General features: G+C 65.9%; 7 protein-coding genes. 1 reads left to right on the top strand and 6 read right to left on the bottom strand.

Features of this window, described 5'->3' with window-relative positions; all coding sequences use genetic code 11:
• The first annotated feature begins 73 nt into the window (after positions 1–73).
• Positions 74–10036 (top strand): iron-regulated protein frpC, encoded by a 9963-nt coding sequence (locus ABDW57_RS04945; protein WP_343729081.1) that lies wholly within the window; start codon positions 74–76, stop codon positions 10034–10036.
• Positions 10037–10199: 163 nt separating this feature from the next.
• Here the strand turns inward: ABDW57_RS04945 and flgL are convergent, their stop codons facing one another.
• Genes flgL through flgG form a run of 6 tightly spaced genes read right to left on the bottom strand, consistent with a single transcriptional unit; the run spans position 10200 to position 17060 of the window.
• Entirely contained in the window at positions 10200–11462 is a 1263-nt protein-coding gene (gene flgL / locus ABDW57_RS04940) for a flagellar hook-associated protein FlgL (protein ID WP_343729080.1), read from the bottom strand.
• An 18-nt stretch (positions 11463–11480) separates the two neighbouring features.
• Positions 11481–13439 carry a flagellar hook-associated protein FlgK gene (flgK, locus tag ABDW57_RS04935; RefSeq protein ID WP_343729079.1) on the bottom strand — a complete coding sequence of 653 codons (1959 nt, stop codon included), beginning with the start codon at positions 13437–13439 and terminating at the stop codon, positions 11481–11483.
• A gap of 60 nt (positions 13440–13499) precedes the next feature.
• The gene (flgJ, locus tag ABDW57_RS04930; RefSeq protein WP_343729078.1) at positions 13500–14465 is read right to left on the bottom strand and encodes a flagellar assembly peptidoglycan hydrolase FlgJ; all 966 of its coding nucleotides are present in this window, start codon (positions 14463–14465) and stop codon (positions 13500–13502) included.
• A gap of 12 nt (positions 14466–14477) precedes the next feature.
• Positions 14478–15599 carry a flagellar basal body P-ring protein FlgI gene (locus ABDW57_RS04925; protein ID WP_343729077.1) on the bottom strand — a complete coding sequence of 374 codons (1122 nt, stop codon included), beginning with the start codon at positions 15597–15599 and terminating at the stop codon, positions 14478–14480.
• Between the two features lie 5 nt (positions 15600–15604).
• On the bottom strand, positions 15605–16258 hold the full coding sequence (locus tag ABDW57_RS04920) for a flagellar basal body L-ring protein FlgH (protein ID WP_343729115.1): 654 nt from the start codon (positions 16256–16258) through the stop codon (positions 15605–15607).
• A gap of 10 nt (positions 16259–16268) precedes the next feature.
• The gene (flgG, locus tag ABDW57_RS04915; RefSeq protein ID WP_176645439.1) at positions 16269–17060 is read right to left on the bottom strand and encodes a flagellar basal-body rod protein FlgG; all 792 of its coding nucleotides are present in this window, start codon (positions 17058–17060) and stop codon (positions 16269–16271) included.
• Positions 17061–17062: the final 2 nt, after the last annotated feature.

Here is a 17062-nt window from a genome sequence, read left to right as displayed (position 1 = left end):
GCCGCCGCTTGATTTTTGGTTTCCATGAGGCAATAAGCCGGGTATCATGGGAGCTTGCCTGGAGAAGCCTGCAATGAGCACGATCGTACCAACCCTGACTACCGACGACATCATCCTTTGGGGCACCCAGCAAGTGGCTGCGCTGACCACCGAGGATATGCAGGCGTTCGTGTCCGACCAGATCGGCGCCTTATCGACGGCCAATGTGCGGGCCTTGTCGACTTTGCAAATGTCCAAGCTCAGCCTGGACGGCCTGCTGGGCCTGACCACCGATGGCATCCAGGCACTGAAACCGGCCAACATCACTGCGCTGAGCACCGACCAGGTGCTGACCCTGAGCACCGACCAGCTGGTGGCCTTCACCACCCAGGAAATGGTCGCCCTGACCACGCGCCAGCTCAACCTGCTGGCGCCGACCCAGCTCGCCGCGCTGGAAACCAACGACGTGCGCGCCCTGCAGACCCAGCAGGTCAATGCCATCAGCTCGGACCAGATCGTCAACCTGACCACCGACCAGCTGACGGCCATGAGCTCGCAGCAGCTGCGCGCCATCAGCACCCGCGCCATCGCCGCGCTCAACAGCGCGCAGGTGGCGGCGCTGGTGTCGGACCAGCTGCAGCAAATCGCCACCCAGCAGATCAACGCCCTGAGCGCCGGCCAGCTGAGCACGGTCACCACCGACCAGATCGCCCAGCTGAGCACCCTGCAAGTGAGCGCGCTGGCCAGCGCCACCCTGCAAGCCCTCACCAGCGACCAGTTTGCCGCGCTGGAAACGCGCGACCTGGTGTGGCTGGGCAGCCAGCAAATCCGCGCCCTCACCGCCACCCAGCTGGCGGGCCTGAGCACCGACCAGGCGCACGCCTTGCGCAGCAATGAAATTGCCGCCCTGCGCGCCGACCAACTCACCGTCCTGAGCACCGACCAGCTGGTGGCGTTCAGCACCCTGGCGCCGCTGACCTCGGCCCAGATCACCGGCCTCACCACCGACCAGGTCACCTCGCTGCAGACCAAGACCGTGGCCGCCCTGACCAGCGCCCAGCTGGCCGCCTTCAGCGCCGACCAGGTGGCTGCGCTGAACAGCGCGCAAGTGATCGCGCTCAGCACCGCCCAGGTGGCGGCGCTGACCACCGCCGTCATCAGCCAGTTGACCACGGCGCAGATCCAGGCCATCGAGACGCGCGACATCGCCGCCCTGACCAGCGCCCAGCTGCGTACCCTGAGCAGCGACCAACTGAGCGCGCTCAGCACTGACCAGCTCTTCATGCTGGCCACCGCCATGCTTCCAGCGCTGCTGCCGGAACAGCTGGCCGTGCTGAGCACCGACCAGATCTCGGCGCTGAAGTCGCTGCTGACGCTGACCACCGCGCAAATCCAGGGCCTGACCACCGACCAGATCATTTCGCTCGACACCAAGGACCTGGTGGCACTGACCAGCAGCCAGCTGGCGGCGCTGACGCCGGACCAGATCCAGGCCCTGACCACGGTGCAGGTGCCGCTGCTGAGCACGGCCCAGATCGCCGGCCTGACCACCAGCATGCTGAGCCAGATGAACACGGCCCAGATCCAGTCGATTGAAACGCGCGACATCCCGGCCCTGAGCAGCGCCCAGCTGCGCGTGCTCAACAGCGACCAGCTGGCGGCCATGACCACCGACCAGTTCGCAATCCTGGCCAGCGACATGCTGGCCGCGCTGCTGCCCGACCAGGTGGCCGCGCTCAGCACCGACCAGATCTCGGCCCTGCGCACCCTGCTGTCCCTGACCACCGCCCAATTTGCCGCGCTGACCACCAGCCAGCTCATCGCGCTCGACACCAAGGACCTGGTGGCCCTGACCAGCAACCAGCTGGCCGCGCTGACGCCAGGCCAGGTCCAGGCGCTCAGCACCGACCAGGTGGTCCTGATGACCACGGCCCAGATCGGCGCCCTGAGCACCGGTGTATTTGCGCAACTGAACACGGCGCAAATCCAGGCCATCGAGACGCGCGACATCCGTGCCCTGAACACGGCCCAGATCCGCGCGCTGAATAGCGACCAGCTGCTGGCCCTGACCACCGACCAGATCTATTCGCTGACCACGGAAAGCGCCCAGGCGCTGCGCCCGGACCAGCTGGCCGTGCTGACCACCGACCAGATCGTGGCCATCAAATCGCTGCTGCCGCTGACCACCACCCAGATTTCCTCGCTGACCACCGACCAGATCGCCGCGCTGGAAACCCAGACTATTGCCGCCCTCAGCAATGCGCAACTGGCCTCGCTCAACCTCGACCAGGTGCAGGCGCTGACCAGCGACCAGTTGGTCGCGCTCAGCACCGGCCAGGTGGCCGGGCTCGGCACCGCCTTCCTCAGCGAGCTGACCACGCGCCAGGTGCAGGCGATTGAAACGCGCGACATCGCCGTGATGAGCGGCACCCAGTTCCGCGCCTTCAGCACCGACCAGCTGGCCAATATGCTGAGCGACCAGTTTGCCCTGCTCAGCACCGACGCCCTGCGCGCGCTGGCGCCCGAGCAGGTCGCGGCCCTGACCACCGACCAGATCGTGGCGCTGAAAACCCTGGTGCCGCTGACCACCGCGCAAATCCAGGCGCTGACCACCACCCAGCTGGCGTGGATCGAAAGCAAGGATGTGATCGCCCTGACGGCGGCCCAACTGGCCGCCTTCACCAGCGACCAGGTGCAGGCCCTGACCAGCGACCAGGTGATCGGCCTGACCACGGCCCAGTTCGCCGACCTGAGCACCACCATGCTCAACACGCTGACCACCGACCAGATCCGCCTGATCGAAACGCGCGACATCGGCGCCCTGCGCACCGCGCAAGTGGCGCGCCTGTCGACCGACCAGCTGGTGTCGCTGCTGACCGACCAGTTCAATGCCCTCAGCAGCGCCGCCGTGGGCGCCCTGACCAATGACCAGATCCAGGTCCTGACCACCGAGCAGCTCAACGCCATGAGCACCCTGGCAGGTGTCTCCAGCCGCCAGCTGAGCGCCTTCACCACCCTGCAGATCAGCTCGCTGACCACGAAAAACCTGGCCTCGCTGGCCAGCAGCCAGTTGGGCGTGCTGACCTCGGACCAGGTGCTGGCGCTGACCACCGAGCAGATCGAAGCCCTGAGCGGCGGCCAGTTCCGCGGCCTGAGCTCGGACGGCATCGCCGCGCTCAACGCCGCCCAGATCGTGGCGATCGAGACGCGCGACATTGCCGTGCTCAACACCCAGCAAGTCAACAAGCTGACCACCGACCAGATCCTGGTGCTGCTGACCGAGCAGATTGCCGCCCTCACCACAGCGCAGGAAACCGCGCTGACCGATGCCCAGATCGCCGCCCTCAACAGCGCGCAAATCGATGCGCTGCGCTCGCTGTCCGTGCTGAGCACGCGCCAGATCCGCGCCCTGACCAGCGACCAGATCGGCACCATCACCTCGGCCGACCTGGTCACGCTGACCACGCGCCAGTTGGGCGCCTTCAGCAGCGACCAGCTGCAATCGCTGAACACCGAACAAATCGTCGCCCTCAGCAGCGACCAGATCGCCGCCCTCAGCCCGACCGCGCTGACCGTGCTGGCGCCGTCGGCCATCGCCGCGATTGAAACGCGCGACATCCTGGCCATGCGCACCGCGCAGATCGCCCGCCTGACCACCGACCAGATCATGGCCATGAGCAGCGACCAGATGGCGGCGCTGACCACGGCCGCCGTGCGCGCCCTGACGCCCGCCCAGCTGGCCGTGCTCAACAGCGATCAGCTGGCGGCGCTGCAACTGGCGCCGCTGAACACCAGGCAAATCATCGCCCTCACCAGCGACCAGATCGCGCAGCTGAGCAGCGCCGACTTTGCCCTGCTGCAGACCACGCAACTGGCGGCGCTCACCGCGCTGCAAGCCAACGCCATCACCAGCGACCAGATGGTGGCGCTCAACACCAGCCAGCTGCGCGCGCTCAGCACCAGCGTGCTGGCAGCCCTGGCCATCGACCGCATCGTCGCGCTCAGCAATGGCGACCTGGCCTCGCTCAGCACGCGTCAGATCGCCGCCCTGACCACCGACCAGCTGCTGTCGCTGAGCACAGCGCAGATCCGCGCCCTGACCACGGCCGAAATCGCCGCGCTGACGGCCACCCAGTTGAGCAAGCTGAACGATACCCAGCTGGACGCCCTGCTGACCCTGAGCGCGCTGACCACGCGCCAGCTGCAATCGCTCAGCACCGACCAGCTCGCCAACCTCAACCTGGCCGACCTGCGGTCGCTGACCACGCGCCAGTTTGCCGCGCTGTCGACCGACCAAGTGGGGGGCCTGAGCACGGCGCAAATCGCCGGCATGGGCACCGAGCAGCTGCGCGCGCTGGGCACCGGTGCCATCCAGGCCCTGAACAGTGCCCAGATCGCCGCCCTGACCGCGACCGAACTGGCCAGCCTGAGCACCCGCCAGATCATCGCGCTGACCCCGGCGCAGATCCTGATGCTGAGCACGCAGCAGATCACGGCCCTGACCACCCAGGAAATCGCCGCCCTGACGCCGCTGCAGAAATCAGTGCTGACCAGCGACCAGCTGGCTGCCCTGTCCTCGCTGGCCAGCTTCTCGACCGCCGCCATCGGGGCGCTGACCACCGACCAGATCATCTCGCTGCCGCTGCACATCCTGCTGAGCCTGACCACGGCGCAGATCGCCGCGCTGACCACCGACCAGGCGGCAGTGCTGACCACCGACTCCATCGTTGCTTTGAACACCCAGCAGGTGCGCGCCCTGAGCACGCGCCAGCTGGCCGCCCTCAGCACCGAGCAATTGCAGGCGATGGAAGTGGTGGACGTGCAGGCCCTGTCGAGCCGCCAGATCGTCGGCCTGACCACCGACCAGATCAGCAGCCTGCTGACCACCCAGGTGGCCGGCCTGGGCACCCAGATCATCGCCTCGCTCAGCACCCAGCAGGTGCGCGCGCTGACCACCGACCAGCTGGCCTCGCTGCCGACGCTGGCGCCGCTGACCAGCCGCCAGATCGGCGCCCTGAATACCACGCAAATCGCCAGCCTGACCGGCATTGCCACCTTCAAGACCAACCAGATCGCCGGCCTCACCAGCGCCCAGATCGGCGCCCTGACCAGCGACCAGGTGATCGCGCTGACCACCCAGCAGGTGCGCAGCCTGAGCTCGGCCACCCTGGCCGCGCTGTCCACCGAGCAGGTGACCTACATCGAGGCGGTCGACATTGCCGCGTTGGGCAGCAACCAGATCGTCGCCCTGAACAGCGCGCAACTGGCAGCCCTGTCTGGCACCCAGTTTGGCGCCATCGGCACCCGCGTGCTGAGCAGCCTGACCACGCGCCAGATCGCCGCCCTCAGCACCGACCAAGTGGACAGCCTGGCGTCGCTGGCGCCGCTGACCACGGCCCAGATCCGCGCCCTGAGCACCGAGCAGCTCAGCAGCCTGCTGCTGGCGCAGATCAGCACACTGAAGACCAACCAGCTGACGGCGCTGAGCAGCAGCCAGGCGCAGTCGCTGACCACCGCGCAGGTGGTCGAACTGACCACCCAGCAAGTGCGCGGACTCGGCACCGCCATCCTGTCGCGCCTGCTCACCGAGCAGATCGCCGCCATCGAGGCGGTCGACATTGCCGCCCTGACCACCGCGCAAGTGGCGACGCTGCGCACCGACCAGATCATGGCGCTGACGCTGGGCCAATTGGCCGCCTTCACCTCGCAGGAAATCGCCGCGCTGACCACGGCCCAGCTGGGCATGATGACCACCGACCAGTTCGCCGCCCTGGGTTCGCTCGGCGGGCTCGGCACCAAGCAAATTGCCGGCATGTCCTCCGACCAGATCATCGCGCTGACGCCGACGCAGATCGCCAACTTCAAAACCCAGCAACTGGCCGCCCTGAGCAGTCTGCAGATCACCTTCCTGACCAGCGACCAGATTCCGGCGCTGACCACGGCGCAAATCCGCTCGCTGTCGACCGCGGCGATCGCCGCCCTCACCGGTACCCAGCTGAACTGGCTGGAAGACCAGGATCTGCGCGCCCTGACCTCGCGCCAGATCGCCGTCCTCACCAGCGACCAGTTGGGCGCGCTGACTCTGCCCCAATATGGCGTGCTGACCACGCAGGAAATCGCGGCGCTGACCACGCGCCAGATTGGCTTCCTCGACAACAATCAGCTGGGCGCCCTGAACAGCCTGACCGCGCTGACCACCAGCCAGGTACGTGCGCTCAGTTCCGACCAGTTGGGCGGCCTCTCGGTCGGCAGCCTGACCGCGCTCAAGACCAGCCAGTTGGCGGTGCTGACCAGCGCGCAGGCGCCTGGCCTGACCGATCCACAACTGATCGCCCTGTCGACCGCGCAATTCCGCTCGCTGGGCACGGCCGTGATCGCGGGCCTGAGCCAGGCCCAGATCGTGGCCATCGAAGTCGAAGACTTTGCCGCCATGAGCAGCGCGCAACTGCGCGCGCTGAGCACGGACCAGATGACTGCCCTGCTGACCGAGCAGCTGCACGCGCTCAGCAGCGCCAGCATTGCCGCCTTCACGCAGACCCAGATCGGCGCGCTCAGCCCGGCCCAGCTGGCCGCGCTGGGCAATCTGTCCGACTACACCACGGCGCAGATCGCCGGCCTGTCGACCGACCGCATCGTGGCGCTGACGCAGGGCGATATCGACTCCCTGAGCACCCGTCAGATCGCCGCGCTGACCTCGCTCCAGGCGTCCGTGCTGGACGCCAACCAGCTGTCCTACCTGAGCGGCGCGCAAGTGGGCGCGCTCAGCACCAACGCCCTGAAAGGCCTGGACCAGACCAAGCTGCCGCTGATCGACGCCGAGGACTTCGCCCTGTTCAAGTCGGCGCAACTGGCCTCGCTCAACACCGACCAGCTGCAGTCGCTGACCACCGACCAGATCGCCGCGCTGACGACCCAGAGCGTGGCCGGCCTGAAAGCCACGCAAATTCCGGCGCTGGGTTCGGACCAGCTGAACGCCATGGCCGGCATTGCCGCGCTGAGCACGGCGCAGATCCGCGCCCTGAGCTCGGACCAGCTGCCCAACCTGTCGGTCGGTCAGATCGCCGCCCTCAACACGCGCCAGATCGCCGCCCTCAGCAACACCCAGGTGCCGCTGCTCAGCAGCGACCAGATCATCGCCCTCGACACTGGCGACCTGATCGCCATGAACACACGCACCCTGCAGGCGCTGACCACCGACCAGATCATGGCCATCGAGGCGGCCGACATCGCGGCGCTGCGCTCGGCCCAGCTGGCGTCGTTCACCACCGACCAGTTCACGGTCCTGACCACCGACCAGATCGGCGTGCTGAGCACCGCGGCCATGGCCGGCCTGAGCGTGGCCCAGGCCCAGATCCTCAGCGCCGACCAGCTCATCTTCCTGACCGGCAGCCAGTTGCGCGCCCTCAGCACCAAAGCCATCGCCGCCCTCAGCAGCGATCAGTTTGCGGCGATTGAGGCGGTCGATATCAGTTCGCTGAGCACGGCACAAATTGTTGCGCTGGGCACCAAGGACATGCTGTCCATTACCAACGCCCAGCTCGCCGCGCTGACCTCGCAACAGGTGCGCGCACTGACCTCGGCGCAGGTCAACACGCTGACCACCGACCAGCTGGCGCTGATTCCGCTCGGCTGGCTGGGCACGCGCCAGGTCCCGGGCCTGAACAGCGACAGCCTCGGCTCGCTGGACGACACCCAGCTGGCGTCGCTGACCACGGCGCAGATTGCCGTGCTGTCGACCAAGCAGGTGGCTTCGCTCAACACCCACCAGATCCAGGCCCTGAGCGTCGCCCAGTGGCGCGCCATGAACACCAATGCCATCCGCGCGCTCAGCGCCGACCAGCTGGCGGCGCTGGAACAGGAAGACCTGGCCGGTTTGAAAACCAACCAGTTCGCCGCCCTGACCACGGCCCAGATCCAGCTGCTGAGCATAGACCAGATGGGCCAGCTCAGCACCGGCGAGATCGCCGCCATGACGCTGGCGCAGATCAAGGCCCTGAGCACCGAGCAACTGGCCGGCCTGAGCACGCTGAACCCGCTGACCACGGCGCAATTCAGCGCCCTGAGCAGCGACCAATTGCTGTCGCTGGACGCCGCCCACATCGCCACCTTGCAGACGCGGCAGATCGCCTCGCTCAGCAAGGTCCAGCTGTCCTCGCTGGGCACCGACCAGATCATTGCGCTGACCACCGCGCAGGCGCGCGCGCTGTCGCTGACGGCGCTGCCGGGCCTGACCTCGGACCAGATCACCTTCATGGAAGTGGAAGACGTACAGGCGCTGAGCAGCACCCAACTGGGCACGCTGACCTCGACCCAGTTCAGCTTCCTGACCGGCGAGCAACTGGCGGGCCTGAAGACCAGCCAGATCGGCGGCATCACCGCCAACGACATCAAGGTGCTGAGCACTGACCAGTTGAACGCCCTGTCGACGCTGGGCACGCTCAGCCAGACCCAGGTGCAGGCCCTGACCTCGGACCAGCTGAGCACGCTGGATGACGACAGCTTCCAGTCGCTGAAATCGGCGCAGATGGCGGCGCTGAAATCGGCGCAGGTCGCCATGTTGTCGACTGACCAGCTGTCCAGCCTGACCACCCAGCAAGCCAGCGGTCTGACCTTGCAGTTCCTGACCACCGACCAGATCCCGTTGCTGAGCGTGGGCGCCATGGGCAGCCTCACCACGGCCCAGCTGCCGCTGCTGAAAACGGCGCAGATCGCGGTGCTGACGGCCGACCAGCTCAACGCCCTGTCAACCCGCGCCTTCGGCAGCCTGACGGCTACCCAGGTCAAGGCCCTGACCACCGACCAGCTGAACGGTTTCACCAGCCTGAACAAATTTGCCACCGCGCAGATCGGCAGCCTCAGCTCGGACCAGATCGCCAAGCTGGACGACGCCCTGTTCGACACGCTGAGCACGCGCCAGCTGAACGCGCTGGCCTCGACCCAGATTCTGGGCCTGAGCACCTCGCAAATCGGCACCTTCAGCACCGCCGACATCGGCGCGCTGTCGGTCAACGCCCTCAACGCCTTCAACTCCGACCAGGTGGCGGCGCTGGATGCCACCGACATCGCGGCGCTGAAGACGGCGCAGATCAACCTGCTGAAAGCGGCCGTCGTGGCGCAGCTCAGCGTTGACCAGGTAGCAGCCTTCAGTACCCAACAAATGCGCAACATGGCCAACTCGGTACTCAAATCGATGAGCACCGACCAACTGGCCGGACTGACCATGGCACAGGTGACCGCGCTGACCGATCAGCAGAAAGGCGCGCTGACCACCGACCAGCGCGCCGTCCTGACGGCCAGCCCGCTGGTGCTGGATCTGGACGGCAACGGCATCAGCACCCTCGGCATCACGGCCGGGGTGACCTTCGACATCCGCGCCAACGGCCAGCAAGTGCGAACCGGCTGGGTCGACGCCAAGGACGGCCTGCTGGTCCTGGACCGCAACGGCGACGGCGTCATCAACGACGGCGGCGAACTATTCGGCACAGCCACCAACAGCGCCGAGGGCGGCAAGGCGGCGGACGGCTTTGCCGCGCTGGCCGACCTCGACAGCAACAAGGATGGCCTGGTTGACAGCAAGGACGCGCAATACGGCGACCTGCGCGTCTGGATCGATGCCAACTCGGACGGCATCAGCCAGGCCGACGAGCTGAAGACCCTGGCCTCGCTCAAGGTGGCCAGCCTGACGGTGGCAGCCCAGGCCAGCACCGCCTTCGACCAGGGCAACTGGATCGGCCTGACATCGAGCTACACCAGCAGCGACGGCAGCAGCCACGCGCTGGCGGACGTCTGGTTCCTGGCGCAACGCACGACCACGCTGACGCAGGCGATTGGCAGCTACAACCAGCAAGCGGACAGCGGTAGCGGCCATGCCGGCCAGCTGACTCTGCCGGGCGAGCGCAGCGCCGACACCAGCCTCAGCAACAACGTCGCCGCGCTGGCCGGCCAGCTGCAGCAATACCAGGCCACGACCGCCTTGAGCGGCACCGTGACGGCCCAGCACGACGACTGGCTGCGCAAGCAAGCCAGCGCCAGCCAGGGCTTCCTGGCAGCCAAATAGCGCCCCCAACAGTCGGGGTCAGCTCTGACATTCGGACATTTGGGAACTAATTCAGAATTTTTTAGTTCCCAAATGTCCGAATGTCAGAGCTGACCCCAAATTGGGGGCAAGAAAAAACGGCCAGCTTTTGCAAGCTGGCCGTTTCTTTTTTGGGGGCGCCGGTTTAGCTGATGTAGTTGAACAGCGATAGGCCGGACATGGTGGTGAACGATTTCTGCGCCGCCGTCAGCGTGGTCTGCTGCTGGGTGAACAGCGAGATCGCCGCCGTGTAATCCAGATCCTGCAGCTGCGATAGGGTGGTGGCATATTGCAGGCCCAGGTCGTCGCCCGAGCTGTCCAGGTAGTCCAGTTCTTTCAGACGCGAACCCACCGCGGCCTGCACCGACAACACGTTGTCGGTGGCATTGTCGACATTCACTTGCAACTGGTTGAGCTTGTTGCTCAGGCTGGCCTGGCCCGCTGGGCCGGTGCCCGGCGCGCGCAAGGCGTCAATGAAGCCCTGCACGGTGGTGAAGATCGATTGCTTGGTCGACGGCTCGACCTGGAAGTTGTCACCATCGGCCGGATCGCCCTTGATGTCGAACTGCACGCCGTCAAAAGTGATGTTCTGCCCGCTCACATAGGCTTGCGGCACGGCCGGCACCGGCGCCGGCGGCACCGGCGTGCCGGTGGTGAGGTCGGTCACGGTGTAGGTGGTTTGCTTGGGCACGCCCGGCGATTCCGGCACCACCTGGAAGTCGATCTGGTATTTGTGGCCGGTCAGCTGGGTGGCATCCTTGACCGAACCGGCGCTGATGATGCCGCTGCCGCCGCGGCCATAGTTGGCCGGGTCGGCTGTGGTCACAAACGTGCCGTTGCCGGTGGCATTGCTTTCAAAGACGGACGCGCCGGAATCGGTGATCGGAATGCTGCGCGTGGAACCCACCTGCAGTGAACGCTGCCCCTGGTCGCCCTGGTAGTCGGCGCCGGTGGCGGTCTTGGTGAACGGTAAGGTGGTGGATTTATAGCCGGAGAAGACATAGCCGCCCACCCCGTCCGCCGTGTTGGCGATGCCCAGCAGGTCGGCCAGGCGCGCTTCCAGTTCCACCGCCACCGATTCGCGGTCGGAATCGGTGTACGAGCCGTTGCCGGCTTTCACGGCCAGATCCTTGATGTCCTGCAGGATGGAGGTGGCGCTGGCCAGCGCCGTGGTCTCGGTCGACAGCACGCCCTTGGCGTTGGCGCGGTTGGTGGCCAGCTGGGTGTTGAGCGATTGCGATTGCGTCACTTCCAGCGCGCGCGCGGTGGCGATCGGATCGTCGGCCGCGGTCAGGTTTTTGCGGCCGGTGGACAGCTGTTGCTGCGTGCGCGCCATCGACGTCTGCAAGGACGTGATCTGCGACGCCCCGGTGTCATATATCGTTCTGGTGCTGATGCGCATAACCATAGAGCTACCCTATTTTCCTTAATTTCCCAGGCTGAGCAAGGTGTCGAACAACTGGCTGGCCACCTGCATGACCTTGCCGCTGGCCTGGTACGCTTGCTGATAGCGCAGCAGGTTGGCGGCTTCTTCGTCGAGATTCACGCCGGACACGCTCTGCTGCGCATCGGTGGCCTGCTTGACGGCGGCATCGGCCGCGGTGCCGCTGATCTGCGCCTCGCGCGCCTTGGTGCCCACATAGTTGACCATCTGGGCATACGTGGTCTGGAACGTCGCCTTGCCGTTGTCCAGGATGTTTTTGGTCTGCAGCCCGGCCAGCAGGGCGCCGTTGCGGCTGTCGCCGACGCCGCTGGTGTTGGGGCCGATGGTGAAGGTGTCCTGATCCGCCGGCGTGCCGCTGATGCTGAAGTTGACGCCGCCAAAGCTGATGTTGGCGCCATCGGTGTAGGGCACCGGCGTGCCGGCCGGGTACACGGTGGCGGTGCCGTTGACCGTGACCGTCACGTCCTGCCCTGCCGGGAAGCCTGAGAAGGTGCCGCTGGCCTGGTCGAAGGTCAGGGTGGCGGTGGCGGTCAGCGCATTGCCCGGCGTCAGGTAGTTGACGTCCACCGAACCGGCCGAGATCTTGCCGTTGCCGGCATTGGTGGTCGGCGCGGCAGTCGAGATCGGCGCCGCCAGCGCGATCTTGTCGCGGTCCTTGATGGCCACCGAAAAGTCGTTGGCAGCGGTGTAGGTCGGGCGCACCAGGAAGTTGTCGTTCTGCTGCGGCGTGCCAGTAATGCTGTAGGCCACGCCATCGATCACCTGCGGCGTGGTCTGCGGGAACGGGTTGATCTGCGTGACCTTGCCGTCGCTCTTGCGGGTGACGTTGAAGTTGGTGCCGTCGAAGTCAACGCTGTAGTCGCTGGCGGTCAGGCCGCCGGCATCGACCACGGTGGCGCTCACCTCGGCCGTGCTGGCCGGCGAGTTGCGCGTGTTGGTGCCGACGTAGGCCTGGATCGGGTTGAAGAAGTTGCTGCCCAGCGCGCCGTTCTCATCCTGGCCCAGCACGTGCTGGGCATTGAAGGCGGTGACCAGGCCGGCCGCCACCTGCCCCAGCGAGTTTTGCGCGCGGTCCATGGCGCCGTTGCGGAATTCGATCAGCCCCCCCAATTGGCCACCGGTGAACACCTCGTCCGGCAGCGGCGTGAAGGCGCCGGCGTCGGTCTGGTAGCCCAGCGTCACGCGACTGACGTCGGTTGGCGAGGTCGAGGTGCCCAGCTGGAAGGCCTTGTTGGCCACCACCAGCGGCTGGCCGGTGCCAAACGAGACGTTCAGCATATTGTTGTCGCCGGGGACCACGGTGACTCTGACCAGCTTGTTGAGCTCGGTCAGCATCTGGTCGCGCTTGTCCAGCAGGTCGTTCGGCTCGGCCTGGCTGGTGGTGAGGCCGGCAATGGTCAGGTTGATGTCGGCAATCTGCTTGGCGTAGGCGTTGATCTCGCCAACGTTGGAGGTGATCTGGTTGTTGACGCCGGACGAGATCTCGGTCAGGCGCGCGCTCATGGCCTGGAAGCGCGAGGCCAGCGATTCCGCGTTCGACAGCAGCGACTGGCGCGCGGCGGCCGAGGCCGGGCTGGCGGTGGCATCCTGCACGCCGTTGAAGAAGTCCTGCAGCGCCGGCGACAGGCCGGCGGTCGGGTCGGCCAGCAGGTTGTCGATCTGGCTGATCTGTGAGCTGTAAGCGTCCAGCGAAGCCTGGTTGGATTCGGCATTGCGCAGCGAGGTGGCCAGGAAGTTGTCGTAATAACGACGCACAGCCTGGATCTCGGTACCCGAACCCACGTAGCCGAAGCCCTGGTACTGGGTGCCGGTATCGCCCTGGATGGCGACCTGGCGGTTGTAGCCGGGCGTGTTGGCATTGGTGATGTTGTTACCCACCGTCGCCAGGCCGACCTGCGATGCCAACAAGCCGCTTTTACCGATGCTGAGGAGACTGGACATAATATTTTTACTCTATCTGTGAGGGGTAACGGCAGCCCGCGCGTAAACTTGAAAACTTGACTAACCGGCCAGCGAGCGCTTGATGATGCTGGTCAGCTTGCTGGCGTAATTCGGGTCGGTGGCGTAGCCGGCCTGCTGCAGGCCGCGCGCAAAGCTGCTGGCGTCGCCAGCGCTGGCCAGTACTTTTTCGTAACGTGGATTGCTTGCCAACAACCTGGCGTAATCCTTGAAGCTGTCGGCATAGCTGTCGTAGGCGCGGAAGCGCTCGACCCGGGTCTGGGCCTTGCCGTTGACATATTCGGTGGTGGTGGCTTCGACCACGCGGCCCTTCCAGTCGGCGGTGGCCTTGATGCCAAACAGGTTGTTGCTGTTGGTGCCGTCGCGGCCCTTGATCTCGCGCCGGCCCCAGCCCGATTCCAGCGCGGCCTGGCCCAGCATGAACTTGGCCGGGATGCCGGTGGCCTTGCTGGCCTCTTCCGCATGGGCCGCCAGTTTTTCCTGGAAGCTGCGCACGTGCGGCGCTTGCGAGCCCTTGTTGGTGCTGGCGGCCGCCTCGGCAGGGGGGGCGGCAGTGGCGTTGTTGCCGCCGGCGGCAGCGATCGCGCGCTGCAGCTTGGCATCCATCAGGCTGGCCATGCCGGCAAAGCTGCCGGCGTTGGCGCCGCTGTTGCGGTCGCCCGGCTGGCCGCCGATGTCCAGCGCGGCGGCGTCGGTCTTGGCGGACAGCTGGCGCACCAGCATGTCGGCCAGGCCGATGCCTTTCTTGGCGATGTTCTGGCTGGTCTGCTGGTCCAGCATGGTCTGGAAAGTCTTGGTCTGCTGGCTGTCCAGCATGCCGTCCTGCGGCGTGGCTTCGCGCATGCTCTTCAGCATCATGTTGACGAACATGGCCTCGAACTGGGTCGAGGCGGTTTTCAGCGCATCCTTGCTGCCGGCGCGGGCCTGCTGCTTGAGGCTGCCCATATCGCGCACGTCCAGCGAAAACTTGCTGCTCAGGTCATTGGTGGTGGAGGTCTGGGAAGCCATGGCAATACCTGCTTAAATGATTTCCAGTTCCGCGCGCAGCGAACCGGCGGCCTTCATGGCCTGCAAGATGGACAGCAAGTCCTGCGGCGTGGCGCCGATGGCATTGAGCGCCTTGACCACGTCGGCCAGCGAGGCGCCGCCCTTGACCAGCATGACCTTGCCCGCATCGGCCTTGATGCCGACCTGCGGATTTTGCGTGACCACGGTGCGGCCGCCCGACAGCGGATTCGGCTGGCTCACCTGCGTATCGGCGTTAACCGATACTGACAGATTACCGTGGGAAATGGCGCACGTATCGAGCGTGACCGCGCGGTTCATCACCACCGAGCCGGTGCGCGCGTTCATGATGACCTTGGCCGGCTGCTCGGCCGGATTGATCTGCATGTCCTGCAGCGTGCCGATGAAGCTGACGCGCTGGTCGCTGCTGCTGGGCGCCTGCACGCGGATCACGCGGCTGTCCAGCGCGTAAGCGATGCCGGCGCCGTATTTGTCGTTGATGGCTTCCACCACGCGGCTGGCGGTGGCGAAGTCGGCATTGTTGAGCTCCAGCTTGATCATATTGCCTTCACCCAGGTTGGTGGCCACGGCGCGTTCGACGGTGGCGCCGCCGGCGATCTTGCCCACGCTCAGGTGGTTGACCGTCAGCGAACTGCCGCCCCCGCCGCCGCCGCCGGCCTGCACGCCGACGCCGCCGACCAGCACATTGCCCTGCGCCATGCCATACACCTGGCCGTCCGCGCCTTTCAGCGGCGTCATCAGCAGCGTGCCGCCGCGCAGGCTCTTGGCGTTACCCATCGACGACACCGTAATGTCGAGCTGCTGCCCCGGCTGCGCAAAGGGCGGCAGCGTGGCCGTCACCATCACCGCCGCGACGTTCTTGAGTTGCAGCTGCGAGCCGCCCTGCGGCAGATTCACGCCCAGTTGCTGCAGCATGGAAATCACGCTTTGCACCGTGAACGGCGTTTGCGTGGTCTGATCGCCGCTGCCGTCGAGGCCGACCACCAGGCCGTAGCCCAGCAATTGGTTGTTACGCACGCCGGCAATGCTGGCCAGGTCCTTGATGCGCTCGGCCTGACTGAGCGGCGCCAGCAAGGACAGGCTCAACAGCAGCGCGGCTTGGAGGGAAGTTTTCATGATGGTCAGAACGGCAGCAAGCTTTGGAAGAAGCGCGAAGCCATCGAGGACAGCTCGGCGCGGTCGATTTTGTTGGCGGTGCGGTACTCGACGCGGGCGTCGGCCACGGCGGTCGATTGCACGGTATTGCCGGTGGCAATGCTGTCCGGATTGATCATGCCGGAGAAGCGGATGTATTCCGTGCCCTTGTTCATGCCGATCTGCTTCTCGCCGGCCACGATCAGGTTGCCGTTGCTCAGCACTTCCACCACGGTGATGCCCATGGTGCCGGTGAAGGCGTTGCTGGCGGCCTGGGTGTCGCCATCCGAATAAGTGTTTTCCGTGCTGACCGAAAGCGGATTGCCAAAGGTGCCGGCCAGCTTCTTCGGCATGGTGGCGCTGACGCTGCCCGACTTGTTGCCGGTGGCCGTGCCGCTCTTGTTGGCCGAGGTGCGCTCGGTGATGACCAGCGTCAGCACGTCGCCCACATGGCGCGCACGACGGTCTTCGAATACCGGACGGAAAGCGGCTGGCTGGTAGATGGCGCCGTTGTTGGGCACAGCCTGCATTTGCTCGCTGGTCAGCGGGCGCGCGCTCATCGGACCGCTGACGATGGTGGTCGGGGTGCTCTGGCAGGCGCTCAGCGCCAGCACGGCGGCAACAAGAATGGCATGTTTCATCATCAGCTCCTTACATCTGCGACAGTTTCTGCAGCATCTGGTCAGAGGTGGTGATGGCCTTGGAATTGATCTCGTAGGCGCGCTGGGTCTGAATCATATTTACCATCTCTTCCACCACGTTGACGTTGGAGGTTTCCACATAGCCCTGCAGGATGGTGCCGGTGCCATTGGTGCCCGGCGTGTTCTGCTGCGGCGCGCCGGAGGCGGTGGTTTCCACGTACAGGTTCTCACCCTTGGATTCGAGGCCGGTCGGGTTGATGAAGGTGGCCAGTTGCAGGCTGCCCAGCTGCTGGGTGGTGGTGGCGCCGTTGGCGCCGGCCACGTTGACCGACACCGTGCCGTCGCGCGCCACGGTGATCGATTGCGCCGTGATCGGGATGGTGATGGCCGGCTGCAGCACAAAGCCTTCCGAGGTCACCATCTGGCCGTTATTGTCGCGCTGGAAGGAGCCGTCGCGCGTGTAGGCGGTGGTGCCGTCCGGCAGCAGCACGGTAAAGAAACCGCTGCCGTTGACCATGATGTCCTTGTCGTTGCCGGTGGACTGGGGATTGCCCTGGGTGTGGATGCGCTCGATGGCGACCGGGCGCACGCCGGTGCCCAGCTGCATGCCGGACGGCAGATTGGTCTGCTGCGACGATTGCGCGCCCGGCTGGCGGATATTCTGGTACAGCAGATCCTCAAAGACCGCGCGCGATTTCTTGAAGCCGTTGGTGCTGACGTTGGCCAGATTATTGGACGTGACGTCCATCTGCGTCTGCTGCGCTTCCATGCCAGTCTTGGCGATCCATAACGAACGTATCATGA

The sequence above is a fragment of the Duganella sp. genome (assembly GCF_039595735.1).
Classification (GTDB): Bacteria; Pseudomonadota; Gammaproteobacteria; order Burkholderiales; family Burkholderiaceae_D; genus Rugamonas.
Note: the sequence above shows the minus strand (reverse complement) of the source record. Positions and strands in the feature narration are given on the sequence as shown.

Excerpts from the sequence above, each read along its gene's own strand:
- ABDW57_RS04945 (WP_343729081.1), top strand. The coding sequence starts at position 74 with ATGAGCACGATCGTACCAACCCTGACTACCGACGACATCATCCTTTGG.
- flgL (WP_343729080.1), bottom strand. The coding sequence starts at position 11,462 with ATGGTTATGCGCATCAGCACCAGAACGATATATGACACCGGGGCGTCG.
- flgK (WP_343729079.1), bottom strand. The coding sequence starts at position 13,439 with ATGTCCAGTCTCCTCAGCATCGGTAAAAGCGGCTTGTTGGCATCGCAG.
- flgJ (WP_343729078.1), bottom strand. The coding sequence starts at position 14,465 with ATGGCTTCCCAGACCTCCACCACCAATGACCTGAGCAGCAAGTTTTCG.
- ABDW57_RS04925 (WP_343729077.1), bottom strand. The coding sequence starts at position 15,599 with ATGAAAACTTCCCTCCAAGCCGCGCTGCTGTTGAGCCTGTCCTTGCTG.
- ABDW57_RS04920 (WP_343729115.1), bottom strand. The coding sequence starts at position 16,258 with ATGAAACATGCCATTCTTGTTGCCGCCGTGCTGGCGCTGAGCGCCTGC.
- flgG (WP_176645439.1), bottom strand. The coding sequence starts at position 17,060 with ATGATACGTTCGTTATGGATCGCCAAGACTGGCATGGAAGCGCAGCAG.